Source organism: Bradyrhizobium barranii subsp. barranii (genome assembly GCF_017565645.3).
Taxonomy (GTDB): domain Bacteria; phylum Pseudomonadota; class Alphaproteobacteria; order Rhizobiales; family Xanthobacteraceae; genus Bradyrhizobium; species Bradyrhizobium barranii.
This window is the reverse complement of sequence record NZ_CP086136.1, coordinates 4,902,695-4,915,943: the sequence shown is the minus strand read 5'-3', so window position 1 is coordinate 4,915,943 and position 13,249 is coordinate 4,902,695. Positions and strand designations below refer to the sequence as shown.

9 protein-coding genes and 1 pseudogene are annotated in these 13,249 nt (G+C 64.9%); 4 read left to right on the top strand and 6 right to left on the bottom strand.

From position 1 onward, the window contains the following. Positions 1-12 precede the first annotated feature (12 nt). Positions 13-1,515 (top strand): exopolyphosphatase, encoded by a 1,503-nt coding sequence (ppx, locus tag J4G43_RS23325; RefSeq protein WP_208086448.1) that lies wholly within the window; start codon positions 13-15, stop codon positions 1,513-1,515. Here ppx and J4G43_RS23320 read toward each other — a convergent pair. From J4G43_RS23320 to ndk, 4 genes are all read right to left on the bottom strand, one after another. Next, positions 1,512-2,591, bottom strand: coding sequence for a PepSY-associated TM helix domain-containing protein (locus tag J4G43_RS23320; RefSeq protein WP_249814818.1), 1,080 nt, complete (start codon positions 2,589-2,591; stop codon positions 1,512-1,514). The two genes, ppx and J4G43_RS23320, sit on opposite strands and share 4 nt — an antisense overlap. Before the next feature lie 99 nt (positions 2,592-2,690). Continuing rightward, positions 2,691-4,736: a TonB-dependent receptor gene (locus J4G43_RS23315; protein WP_208089392.1), complete on the bottom strand. Its 2,046-nt coding sequence runs from the start codon at positions 4,734-4,736 to the stop codon at positions 2,691-2,693. A gap of 635 nt (positions 4,737-5,371) precedes the next feature. Next, positions 5,372-6,232: a TerC family protein gene (locus J4G43_RS23310; RefSeq protein WP_135215298.1), complete on the bottom strand. Its 861-nt coding sequence runs from the start codon at positions 6,230-6,232 to the stop codon at positions 5,372-5,374. A gap of 41 nt (positions 6,233-6,273) precedes the next feature. Beyond that, on the bottom strand, positions 6,274-6,696 hold the full coding sequence (gene ndk, locus J4G43_RS23305) for a nucleoside-diphosphate kinase (RefSeq protein WP_027535388.1): 423 nt from the start codon (positions 6,694-6,696) through the stop codon (positions 6,274-6,276). A gap of 310 nt (positions 6,697-7,006) precedes the next feature. Between ndk and J4G43_RS23300 the strand changes: the two genes are divergently transcribed. From J4G43_RS23300 to J4G43_RS23290, 3 genes are all read left to right on the top strand, one after another. Beyond that, positions 7,007-7,258, top strand: a complete 252-nt coding sequence (locus J4G43_RS23300; protein ID WP_208086446.1) for a sulfur globule protein precursor — start codon at positions 7,007-7,009, stop codon at positions 7,256-7,258. A 216-nt stretch (positions 7,259-7,474) separates the two neighbouring features. Next, complete coding sequence (locus J4G43_RS23295) at positions 7,475-7,648, top strand: hypothetical protein (protein ID WP_208086445.1); 174 nt, start codon at positions 7,475-7,477, stop codon at positions 7,646-7,648. 57 nt (positions 7,649-7,705) lie between these two features. Next, positions 7,706-9,568 (top strand): ABC-F family ATP-binding cassette domain-containing protein, encoded by a 1,863-nt coding sequence (locus J4G43_RS23290; protein WP_208086444.1) that lies wholly within the window; start codon positions 7,706-7,708, stop codon positions 9,566-9,568. Between the two features lie 106 nt (positions 9,569-9,674). Here J4G43_RS23290 and J4G43_RS23285 read toward each other — a convergent pair whose 3' ends face one another. Together J4G43_RS23285 and J4G43_RS23280 are read right to left on the bottom strand one after the other, a co-directional pair. Further along, complete coding sequence (locus J4G43_RS23285) at positions 9,675-11,123, bottom strand: HlyD family type I secretion periplasmic adaptor subunit (RefSeq protein ID WP_208086443.1); 1,449 nt, start codon at positions 11,121-11,123, stop codon at positions 9,675-9,677. After that, positions 11,110-13,241: pseudogene (locus J4G43_RS23280) on the bottom strand (type I secretion system permease/ATPase). The gene J4G43_RS23285 and the pseudogene J4G43_RS23280 overlap by 14 nt, the downstream one beginning before the upstream one ends. Positions 13,242-13,249 lie beyond the last annotated feature (8 nt).

Here is a 13,249-nt window from a genome sequence, read left to right as displayed (position 1 = left end):
GGGATCGAGGACGTGAAGCGGCCGCGTAAGCGCGGCTCGAGCGTCGCGGTCATCGATATCGGTTCCAACTCTGTCCGTCTCGTCGTCTACGAGGGACTGACGCGGAGCCTCATTCCGATCTTCAACGAGAAGACGCTGTGCGGCCTCGGGCGCGAGGTGCAGAGCACGGGCCTGCTTGCGCCCGACGCCGTCGACAAGGCGCTGACCTCGCTGAAGCGGTTCCGGGCCCTGTGCCGCGTCATGCAGGTCGGTCGCGTGTTTGCGATTGCGACCGCAGCCTGCCGTGACGCCTCCAACGGCCCCGACTTCATCGCGAAAGCCGAGCGCATCTGCGCCGTGAAGATCGAGATCCTGTCGGGCCCGCGCGAGGCGCGGTTGTCGGCGCTCGGCGTGATCTCCGGCATCCATCACCCCGACGGCATTGTCGGCGATCTCGGCGGCGGCTCGCTCGAGCTGATCGACGTGCGCAAGAACAGCGTGCGCAGCGGCGTGACGTTGCCGCTCGGTGGCCTCGCGCTCCAGGACCTCGCGCACAAATCGCTCAAGCGCGCCGACCGCATCGTGCGCGAGGAGCTCGACGAGGTGCCGCAGCTCACCGCCGGCCGCGGCCGCACCTTCTACGCCGTCGGCGGCACCTGGCGCGCGCTCGCACGCATCCACATCATCCAGAGCGGCTATCCGCTCCAGGTGATGCACGGCTATTCCATTTCCGCAGCCGAAGCGCTGGACTTTTCGCGTCGTCTCCGCCGGCTTGCGGCCGCCAATATGCTGGCCGACATCGAGATCGTCGCGGATGCCAGGCGCCCGCTCCTCACCTATGCGGCGCTGGTGCTCGAGCACATCATCCGCGTGGCGAAACCCAAGTCCATCGTGTTCTCGACCTTCGGCGTGCGCGAGGGCCTCTTGCACGAGAAGCTGTCGGAATCCGAGCGCAACAAGGACGGGCTGATCTGCGCCGCGGAAGAGCTCAATCAGCTGCTGTCGCGTTCCGCAAAGCACGCCCGCGAGCTGATCGCCTGGACCGACCGCCTCGCGCGCGTGGTGAAGCTGCGCGAGACCGAGGAGGACCGCCGCTTGCGCCACACCGCGTGCCTGCTCTCCGACATCGGCTGGCGCGTGCATCCCGACCATCGCGGCGAGCAGACGCTGAGCCTCGTCGTCAACGGCAATTTCGGCGCAATCACCCACACCGAGCGCGCCTTCGTCGGCCTGTCCGTGTTCTACCGCTATGCGGGCCTGAGTGAGGAGAACCAGCCGCCGGTGACCATGCAGGAGCTGCTGACACCGGCCCAGCTCGAACGCGCCCGTCTGCTGGGCGCGGCGTTCCGCGTCGCCCATCTGATCTCGGCAGCACGCCCGGGTGTGCTGCCGGCCACGCATTTCCGCAGCCAGGGCCGCAATCTGATGCTGGTGTTCGAGCACCGGCTCGTCGACCTTGTCGCCGACCGCGTCGGCAGCCGCTTCCGCGCCCTCGCCCGCCTGATCGGCCGCTCCGGCTCGATCGTGCGGCGCTAGACTCGCCGGCCGGTCCTGATCCTCCCTGGACGCTTCTTGAGCCACATGATCCCGCCGCTGATGAACAGGGCGAGAGGTGCGAAGCCGGTTGCGAACACGAACAGGCGCCCGATCAGCCCGAACGTCGCGCCGTTATGGATCCAGAGCTGTTCGGCCAGATAGCGATCCCCCATCGACATCGCGGCCGAAGTGCGATCGTGCACCACTGCGCCACTCCATGGATCGAGCCAGATCGCTCCCCGGGCACGTACCGCGGGATCAGCGCCCTCGTCCCGGAACTGCACGCGCCACGTGTTGCGCGTTTCGGTTGGCGGGTTCAGCATGGCAACCGCCAGGCCCGGCTTGGCCGCTTGCGCGTTCCGCATGATCGCATCAGGTGATAGCGGCGGTGTCCCCGTGGGGGGCGGCGCTTCGATCCGCGGCGAGGGATCGGCCGTCGGTTGCGACACAAGGCCGACGATGGGACGCACCACGTCGGGAAAAATGATCCCGACGCCGGTCATCGAGATCACTGTGAGCGCGAGCAGCGCCCAAAAGCCGGCCGTGCCGTGGACGTCGAAAACAAATCGAAGCAGCGAAACGTCCTTCCGGACCGACACCGATCGCCAGAATCGACCCGGCCTCGGCCACCACAAGATGAGGCCCGACATGGCCAGGCCGAGCAGCATGAACCCGGCAACGCCGACCAGCTCCCTGCCCCACCACTCGTAGAGCAGCAGCGTGTAGTGCAGACGGTAAACCTTGAGGGAGAACGCGTTGATGTAGTCACGCCGCCCGAGCACCTTCCCGTTCGAAGGATCGACCATGGTCGTCCAACGATTCGGGTAACTGCCTTTCGCAGTTTCATGCGCATGTATCACGACCCAGACCGGCCAGGTCCGATCCGGCGCGAGGATCGTGGCAATCGGCGCGGGATCCGCTGCCGCGGCCGCGCGCATCACCTCGCTCAACGTAGCCTCTCGTTCCCGACCTGCGGGAGTGTAAAGCGCCGGGTTCAGGGCGGCGTCGATTTCCCGATAGAAGACGATGAAGCTACCCGTGAGGCCGATCAGCACCACGACGATGCCGCCGAGCAATCCGAGCCATCGATGAGCCCACAGAAGCCCGCGCCGTGCGCGTCCGGTGAGGTTCGGGGCCGGCAACATCGCCGTTGCACGCGTCAAAGCCGACCTGCCTCAGAAATCCGTCGACATCGACAATAGCAGGGTTCGCGGGACACCTTGCGACAATGCGGAGAAGCTCGCCACGCCACCCCAGTAATTGGTATCGAACACGTTCTGAACCAGGGCCCGCAGCGTCACCGGCCGGTTGTTGATCCGCGTGTTGTAGCGGGCACCCAGGTCGAGCCTCGTCCAGGCCGGAACGACCTGCGTGTTCGCCGCATCCAGATACTGGTGTCCCGTATAGATGGTGTTTGCGACCAACGTCAGTCCGGGTGCGAACGGCGTGTCCCATTCAGCGGACAGGTTTGCCTGCACCTGAGGCACACCGATCGGCGTCTTGCCGAGATTGGTTGGCGTGCTTGTCTTTGTCAGCTCTACATCGATCAACGTCACGCCGCCAAGGACTCGTATGCCCGGCTGCACCTCTCCGAATACGGTGAACTCCAGGCCGCGATTGCGCTGTTCGGCGTCGGCCCGGAAGATCTTGTCGACACCCAATTGTCCCGACGGCTTGGTGATCTGGAACACGCTGATCGTGGTGGCCAGCATTCCGAAGTCGACCTTGACGCCTGCCTCGTGCTGCTTGCTGAAGTAAGGCGCAAGAACTTCCCCCTGATTGCTCGCGGTCGCCGGTGCGACGTCGCCCTTGCTGAGCCCTTCGATGTAGTTGGTGTAGAGCGAAACGTTGCTCCAGGGCTTGACGACGAGGCCGACCATCGGCGTGAGCGCCGTCTGGTCATAGGAGGACGTGACCGCTCCCGTGGTGGTATTGAAGTTGTTGGACTTCACCCCCTGCTGGCGCACGCCGACGGTCAGCTGAAGGCGCTCCTGAAAAACCGACAAAGTGTCAGCCAGCGCCAGGCCGGTCAATTCGGTATCCGAAAGCTTCGGAACAGTCGCGGGAGCAGCAACGAGCTGCTCAGGACGGGCGATCGGCGCATAGATGTTGGACAGAACCGGCGTCCCGGACACAGAGCCCCGTGAGATCTGATCCGTGTAGTAGCTGCCCTGGAAACTCACGGTGTGACTGATCGCGCCGGTTTCAAACCGGGCGCGCACACCGGCGTCGGCGACATTCCTGTCGATATCGAATTTGAAGCGTCCCGGTGTCGACGTGGTGTTGCCGGCCGCGTTCAGGATCGTCGGCGTGCCGAACAAGCGATCGACCTGGGTCCTGCCGCCACCGCCGTCGGCGAACACCGTCACGGAATCCGTCACATCGTATTCGGCGCGCGCCAGCAGCGAGTTGTCATGAACCTTGGCCCATTCCCAGGCCTGCGTGACATTGCGCCTCCCGACCGGCGCGGTCGGGACAGCTACGCCTGTTGCGACCAGAAACGGTCTCGTGGGCGCCTCGAACTTTTCTTCCTGATCGATGAAGTCGAGCGATGCTCTGAATTTCTCACCGCGATAATCGAATGCGGCGGCGCCGACATGCGCCTCCCGGTTCTGGTTGTCCAGCGGCGTATCACCATTGTGATAGCTGCCATTGACGCGAATTCCGAATTCGCGGCTCTCGCCGAACCGTCGGCTGACGTCGAGATGCGTGCCGAACTGGCTGTTCGTCGCGTAGTCGGTCGTAACCCGTGTGAGATCGACATCAGAGGCACGCTTCGGGACGATATTGATGGTGCCCCCGACGCTGCTGTTCGGGGCCATCCCGTAAAGTAGCGCGGTCGGGCCCTTGATGATCTCGATCCGTTCGACGTAGTCGGTGAAGACACGGTAGTTCGGTGCAACACCGTAGACACCGTTGAAGGCAATTTCTCCGACATTCCCCTCGCCGATCGGAAAGCCGCGGATGAAGAAGGAGTCGAGAATGCCGCCGGTCTGACCGGTGAAACGGACCGAAGGGTCGTTGCTGACGACGTCGGCTATCGTGCTGGCCTGTTGATCTTCGATCTTCTTCGCCGTGTAACTGGTGACGTTGAACGGCGTGTCCATGAAATCCCTGTTGCCCAGCAAGCCGATCTGGCCTCCGCGGGCGACCTGCCCGCCTGAGTAGGGGGGCGGGAGTGCGCCGGGCCTTGCGGCAGCGGGCTTCGCTTCCGCCTGCATCCTGGCCCGCTCATTCGCGGGCGCGCTTTGACGGCCCGCCCTTCGACTTGGGTTCAAACGCGGGCGTGCACGCTGCTTCGGCACGTCGGCGGTGACGGTCACCGCCGGCACGGCTGTCGCCGTCTCCGGCGCAGCGCCTTGCGCGCTGGTGCGGTGAAGGAAGCCGTCGCCGAACAAGGCGATGGAGACCAGAGAGGCCGCGAAGGCCGTCGGTCTGGAGAACTTCGGATGTGATTTGACGGTAGCGGCAAGAATAGCAACAGGGCGGCAGGTGGCTCTCGAAGACATCTCTCAACAGCTTCCGGTTTGACAGGAATAAATACCGGAGCGACGTGCCGCGGCATGAGCCGCCAAGTCAATAAAAACGCCTTTATTTTCAGTAGTTTATAATAAGTCAAAGTCTAAATCGCGCAGAGGTTGAGAGCGCTGTGGGTCACTCACGAAGTGCCGGACCGCACTGTGCGTGACCGCCTGACGCGCGAGTCCGCCATGGGGCGGCAATGCGCGCCAGCGTGCGGAGCTATGATGACCGGTTCAGTGGGGACGGCTGCTGTCGCAACGTCTGTCGGAATGATCGCGCGCAACACCTCTCCCCGCCGGGAAGAGGCAAGCAAAACCAGATCATGCCGTAGAGATTACTCCGCCGAGGCCTTGGCGTGGCGCTCTGAGGACTCCAGCGCGGCCGCGCTCAGGCTACGCCGGCGCCAGATGCTGCCGACGACCAGCACGACGACGACGCCGAGAGCGGCGCAGAGATATTCGCCGCCTCCGCCGCCATGGGCGAATTGGGGCGGGATGCGAAGTGCGCCGAGCATGCTGTCCAGCGAGGCACCGAGCGGGCCGTCGAACAGCGTGTGCAGCTTCGGCGCGATGCCGGGATCGGTCGCGATCACCTCGCCCGAGATCCAGCCGAGCAGTGCTGCACCCGCCCAGACCAGGACCGGCAGCTTTGCGAGCAGCGCCATGATCAGGGCCGCACCGGCGACGATCAGCGGCACGCTGATGGCAAGGCCGAGGATCAGCAGCGGCACGCTGCCATTGGCGGCGGCGGCCACCGCAATGACGTTGTCGAGACTCATGACGATGTCGGCGACGACGACGATCTGCACCGCCTGCCACAGATGCGAGGCGGACTCGACGCCCTCCTCGTCCTCGTTCTCCGGCACCAGGAGCTTCGCCGCGATCACGATCAGCGCGAGACCGCCGACGAGCTTGAGATACGGCAGCTCCATCAAGCTCGCGACGATGCCGGTGAAGATGATCCGCAGCAGCACTGCTGCGCCGGCGCCGAAGATCATGCCCCACAGCCGGTGCCGCGGCTTGAGTCCGCGGCAGGCGAGCGCAATCACCAGCGCGTTGTCGCCGGAGAGCAGGATGTTGATCCAGATGATCTTGCCGACCGCAATCCAGAAGGTCGGTTCGGCCATCTCGTTGCGAAACTGGGTGAAGAATGCCCCGATCGTAGCGGGATCGAAGACCTGCCAGAGCCAGTTCACAATACGTCCTTTCGCCCCGTCGATATTAACCTATCGGCTGATCAGCCGACGATCTCGTTGCCCGAGAAGAACTGCGCGATTTCGATCGCGGCGGTCTCCGGCGCATCCGAGCCGTGAGCGGAATTCTCGCCGATCGACTTTGCGTAGAGCTTGCGGATGGTGCCGTCGGCGGCCTTGGACGGATCGGTCGCACCCATCGCGTCGCGGTACTTGGCAATGGCGCCCTCGGCTTCCAGCACCTGGACCACCACGGGGCCCGAGGTCATGAACTCGACGAGCTCGCCGAAGAACGGGCGCGCCTTGTGCACGGCATAGAAGGTCTCGGCCTGTTCCTTGGTCATGCGGATGCGCTTCTGCGCGACGATGCGCAGGCCCGCCTTCTCGATCACGGCGTTGACCGCACCGGTCAGGTTACGCGCGGTCGCATCGGGCTTGATGATCGAGAAAGTGCGTTCGATGGCCATAATCTTGTCCTTGAGAAGAAAGCGGTGGTTCGGAGTTGCCGGGCTTATATCGGCGCCTTTGCCGGACGGCAAGCGACCGCCAAAACCGCCCCCGGACGCTTCGCCGCAGGCTGCCCCGCCGGATCTAGTCATGGATTACCGAGATTTCACCCAGATGAACCCAATCTGAAGGCTCCGTTCAGGGCTTGGTTCAGCTTCGCCGGCGTAAGGTCGGGCCTATCGAAACCGAAAGCCCGATCATCAGGCAGACCGTTTCGGCGGCCTTTCCATCGACGCGATAGCCCCGCGCCGGCAGTCTTAGGAGATCACCATGTTGAGGAAACTTTCGCTTGCCGCCGTCGCCGCGGTTGCGCTGGGTGCCGCGCTGGCGCCGACCTCCGCCTCCGCTCACTGGCATGGCGGCTGGGGCTGGCACGGCGGCGGCGGCTGGCATCACGGCTGGGGTGGACCGCGCTTCTATGCCGGCGGCCCCGTCTCCTACGGTTATGGCGGCTGCTACGTGCGCCGGCTGGTCCCGACCCCCTGGGGACCCCGCTGGCGGCTGATCAACCGCTGCTACTGAGCCCGACAGCACCTTCCTGAGGTACCTAGGCCCCCCAGGTACCTTCCAAGCGAAGCCCCGGCGTTCCCCTGCGCCGGGGCTTTGTATTTGGGCGGCCTTTGCCCGGCTTCATGCAATTTTTACTAGAGGGCCGGGCAATCTCCGCGAGCGGCGAAACCATTTGGGGGGCCAAGGACTTGGTACCGTGTCATCACTTTGAGAACACGGAACCCCACAATGGCTGGCCTTTTTGCCAATGACAGCGAACAGATCGACCGGCGCACCAGCCGCTCGATTTGCGATGCGGTGGCCGAACGGCTTCAGCAGAGCCTGCGCCCCGAACCACGGCTCCCGACGCATCTCAAACAGCTCCTCGACGAGTTGAAGCAGCGCGACCGCGATTCGCACTGACGTGAGGCTCACGCAAAAACGGGTTGCGTTCGACGCGCCTTGCGGTGACAAGGCCGCATGCTTGCTATCACCGACCTCTCCATCCGCCTTGCCGGACGCCTTCTGATTGACCAGAGTTCCGTGCAGATCACGCCCGGCGCGCGCGTCGGCATGGTCGGGCGCAACGGCACCGGCAAGTCGACCCTGTTCAAGGTGATCCGCGGCGAGCTGGCGGCCGAGCACGGCACGGTCACCCTGCCGCCACGCTGGCGCGTCGGCAGCCTCGCGCAGGAGGCCCCGAACGGCCCCGAAAGCCTGATCTCCGTCGTGCTCAAGGCCGACCTCGAACGCGACGCGCTGCTTCACGAAGCGGAGAGCGCGACCGACCCGCACCGGATCGCCGAGATCCAGACCCGCCTCGTCGATATCGACGCCCATTCGGCGCCGAGCCGTGCGGCCGCGATCCTCTCCGGCCTAGGCTTCTCCGCCACCGACCAGCTCCGCCCTTGCGCCGAATTCTCCGGCGGCTGGCGCATGCGCGTCGCGCTCGCCGCCACGCTGTTCGCCGCCCCTGACCTCCTGCTGCTCGACGAGCCCACCAACTATCTCGACCTCGAAGGCACGCTGTGGCTCGAGGATCACCTTGCGCATTATCCGCGCACGGTGATCGTGATCAGCCATGACCGCGACCTCCTGGAAAGCTCGGTCGACCAGATCCTGCATCTGGAGCGCGGCAAGCTCACGCTCTACAAAGGCACCTATTCCTCCTTCGAGGAGCAACGGGCCATGCGCGAGCTGCTCGATGCCAAAGCGGTCAAGCGCCAGGAAGCCGAACGCGCCCGTCTGCAGGCCTTCGTCGACCGCTTCAAGGCCAAGGCCTCGAAAGCGCGCCAGGCGCAGTCCCGCGTGAAGATGCTGGAGCGGCTGAAGCCGATCACGGCGCTGGTCACCCAGGATGTGCGCGAAATCAACTTTCCCGCGCCGGAGAAAATCCTGTCGCCGCCGATCATCGCCGCCGACAACGTCGTGGTCGGCTACGATCCGAACACGCCCGTGCTTAACCGCGTCACCTTGCGCGTCGACAATGACGACCGCATCGCGCTCCTTGGTTCCAACGGCAACGGCAAGTCGACGCTGGTGAAACTGCTCGCGGGCCGCCTCGCACCGTTCTCGGGCAAGGTGACGCGTGCCGACAAGCTCTCGATTGCCTATTTCGCCCAGCACCAGCTCGACGAATTGAACGAGGATGCCTCGACCTACGACCACGTCCGCAAGCTTATGGGTGAAGCGCCCGAGGCCAAGGTGCGCGCACGCGCCGGCGCCATCGGATTCTCCGGCAAGGCGGCCGATACCAAGGTCGCAAAGCTCTCGGGCGGCGAGAAGGCGCGGCTCCTGCTGGGCCTTGCGACCTTCTTCGGCCCGAACATGATCATCCTCGACGAGCCGACCAACCATCTCGACATCGACAGCCGCGCTGCGCTTGCGGAGGCGATCAACGAATTCCCCGGCGCCGTCATCATGGTTTCGCACGACCGCTATCTGATTGAGTCCTGCGCCGACCAACTCTGGATCGTCGCCGACCGGACCGTGACCAATTACGACGGCGACCTCGACGAGTACCGCCGCCTGGTGCTGTCGGCGCGCAACGGCGAGCCCGCCCCGCGCGAGCGTAGCGCCGCGAGCGAGAAGCCGCAGCGCCCGAGATCGGACAATCGCGGCTCGCTGAAGAAGCGCATCGCGGAAGCCGAGAGCGAGATCGCCCGCGTCAGCGAGATCATCACCAAGATCGACACCGCACTCGCCCTGCCCGACATCTTCACCAGGGATCCCAAGCAGGCCGCGCAACTGTCGAAGGCCCGCGCCAACGCCGCCGACGCGCTGGCGCGTGCGGAGGAACAGTGGCTGGAGGCGAGCACGCAGTTCGACGAGGCAGCGGGCTAGACTCAAAATCTGAAAAACAACCCCATGCACAGTAGCGGGGCTGGTGCGGCCGGCGCGTCGGTGAGACCACCCAAGCCGTTGAAACGCCTGGCTTAATCAGCAAACATCAGCGTTCCCGCATGATCTCGTGCCGGTAGCGCTGCAATGGCGATAACAGGTAGCTCAAAATGGTGCGCGAGCCGGTCCTGATCTCCACTGTCACGGCCATTCCCGGTGACAGGCTGACGAGGCGATCGTCCACCTGCATTTGCGTGCGATCGAGCGAGATGCGTGCGCTGTAGCTCAGCTCCTGGCCGTTGGGCTCGCTGCTGTCGCGCTGCGTCCCGAGCGCGCGGTCGCTCCCCGGCGGACGATCGCGGATGATGGCGTCCTGCGAGACGCTCAGCACCCGCCCCTCCAGCAGGCCGTAGCGGGTGAAGTTGAAGGTGTCGATCTTGACGGCGGCATCCTGTCCGGCCTCGACGAAGCCGATGTCGCGGTTGGAGATCATCGCCTCGACCTCGAGCCGCGTATCTGACGGCACGATCACGAGCAGCGATTGCGCGGGCGTGACCACACCGCCCACGGTGTGGACCGCAAGCTGCTGCACCACGCCGTCGACCGGCGAGGTCAGCCGCTGGAGCTGGGTGCGCTGCTGCGCCTTGATCAGATCGCGCGCGACGCCGTTGGCTTTCTGCTCGCTCTTGGCGAGTTCGTCGGACAGGCTCTTGCGATACTCCGCCACGGCCTGGGTGCGGGTCTCCCGGATCGCGGCGACGGCTGCCTCGGCTTCCTTCAGATGGCTGCTCTGGACGCGAAGCTCCTCCTGCTGCTCGATCTGGAGCTGAAGGGTCTCGTAATAGGTCAGCTTCGAGCCGATTTCCTTCTCCATCAGAATCTTGCGGATATCGACGCGCTGCTGGGTGACGGGGAGCAACGCATCCAGCTTGTGGATCGTCGCCGCAATGGTCTGATGCTCGGCCTCCTTCTGCGCCTGCTGGCGCGCAAGCGACGCTAATTTGGCGCGATGCTCGCTGACCTGATTGGCAAGAAGCTGCCGCTGTGTCGCGACCAGCGAGGGATCGGCATCCGCAGGCGGGACGAGATCGGTGGAGGCATCTTCGCCGCTTGCCAGTGCGGCGCGGAGACGCGCCATATTGAGCCGTTCGGCCATGAGATCGTCGTGCAGGTGATCGCGCTCCGCGGCATTCACGGTCGGATCGAGTTCGATCAGCACGTCGCCCGATTTGACCGCCTGCCCGTCCTGCACGTGGATGGCGCGCACCACCCCGGTCTCGAACGGCTGGACCACCTTGCTTCGCCCGCTCGACACCACCTTCCCGGTTGCGGACGCCACGATATCGATCGTGCCCCATGCCGACCACGCGAGTGCCGCGCAGACAAGGAGCATCAGGGCGATCGCGATGGCCCGGCCGATCGGTGACGGTGGTGCCTCGGCAATCTCCAGCGCCGCGGGCAGGAAAGCGATCTCTTCCGTGCGCCGCCCCTTCGCTTTCCGGAAGGGAACGACGGTCTGCTCCGGCCGCGGGGCCGGCGCCGCGCTAGCCGACCTCATAGATCCCTCCCTGGAGACGATGCAGGGCCGCGTATCGGCCACCGGTCTTGATCAACGCGTCATGCGTGCCGTCCTCGACCAGACGGCCGCGCTCCAGCGTGAAGATGCGATCGGCGCCGCGAACGGTGGACAGCCGATGCGCGATGATCAGAACGGTGCGGCCCCTCGCGATCTCCTTCATGTTCTCATGGATGATCCGCTCGCTTTCATAGTCGAGCGCGCTGGTCGCTTCATCGAAGATCAGGATGCGGGGATTGGTCACCAATGCGCGGGCGATCGCGATGCGCTGGCGCTGCCCGCCCGAGAGCGTCGAGCCGCGCTCGCCGACGACCGTGTCGTAGCCTTCGGGAAGCTCCAGAATGAAATCATGCGCGCCCGCAAGTTTTGCTGCGTCCATGACGCGGTCCATCAGCAGGGTCGGATCGGCCAGCGCGATGTTGTCGCGCACCGAGCGGTTGAACAGCATGTTGTCCTGGAGCACCACGCCGATCTGACGGCGGAGCCAGGCCGGATCGGTCATCACAAGATCCATTCCGTCGATCAGCACGCGGCCGCCTTGCGGAACGTAGAGCCGCTGCACCAGCTTGGCGAACGTGCTCTTGCCCGAGCCCGACGATCCGACGATGCCGACGGTTTGCCCGGCCGGAACATCGAACGAGACGTCATGCAGGATTTCCGGCCCATCGAGCCGGTAGCGGAACGACACGTGCTCGAACCGGATATTGCCCCGGATCGGCGGCAGCCCCGCACGCGCCGCCGAATAAGCCGGCTCTGCCGCGCTGTTGAGGATGTCGCCAAGCCGCGCGATCGAGAGCCGCGCCTGATGAAAATCCTGCCAGACCTGGGCCAGCCGCAGCACGGGCGCCGAAACGCGCCCCGCAAAAATGTTGAAGGCTACGAGCTCGCCGACGGTCAATGCGTCGCCGATCACGAGGCGCGCGCCGACATAGAGAATGGCGGCGGTCACGACCTTGCTGACGAACTGCACGAGCTGGCTTGCGGTGTTGCCGAGGCTGGTGACACCGAAGCTCGCCGAGACATAGCCGGCCAGCTGCTCTTCCCACCGGCGCTGCATCTGCGGCTCGACCGCCATCGCCTTCAATGTCTCGATGCCGCTGACGCTCTCGACCAGAAAAGCCTGGTTCTCGGCACCGCGGCGGAATTTCTCGTCCAGCCTGCGGCGAAACAGCGGCGTCGCCACCGCCGAGATCGCGATGTAGAACGGGAACGATGCCAGCACGATGCAGCTCATCAACGGCGAATAGGCGAACATCACCGCCAGGAATACCGAGGTGAAGAACAGGTCGATGAGCAGCGTCAGCGACGAGCTGGTGATGAAGTTGCGGATGTTCTCGAGTTCGCGAACCCGCGCCACGGAATCACCGACGCGCCGCGCCTGAAACCAGGCCATCGGCAATGCCAGAAGGTGGTGGAACAGCCGCGCCCCCAGCTCCACGTCGATGCGGTTGGTCGTATGCGCAAACAGATAATTGCGCAGGATACCCAGCACCGTGTCGAACAGCGAGACGACGACGAGACCGATGACGAGCACGTCGAGCGTGGACAGCGAGCGGTGGACCAGCACCTTGTCGATCACGACCTGAAGAACAGCGGCGAGACCAACGCAAAGAGCTGGAGGAAGAACGAGGCGGCCAGCACCTCGCCGAACAGCCGCCGGTACTTGCCGATCGCGCCGATGAACCAGGTGATGTCGAAATGGCGCCCGAGGTCGGAGAGCCCGGCGCGCCGGGCCATCAGAATCAATCCGCCGTCCCAGATCGCGCACAGCTCGTCGCGCTCCATCAGCACCGGGCGCTGGGCCTGCGGCGATTGCACCAGCACCTTGTCGGCGGAGGCTTTCGCGATGACCATGAAGCTGCCGTCGCGCAGTATCGCGATCGCCGGCAGCGGGCTGCCCGATAGACGACTCCACTGCGTTCGATAGGTTCGTGCCTTGAGGCCGAGAGATTTGGCGCAGCGGATGATCTCCGCTGCGCCAAAGATAGCCGTTCCGGTCCGGTGCCTGAGCTGGTCGCGGTCGGCCGCAACACCCTGCAAATGCAGCAGGGTGAGCAGCGCGTCCAACCCCGTATCGGTCGAGACCGCGTTCGTGGTCATGGGCGTTC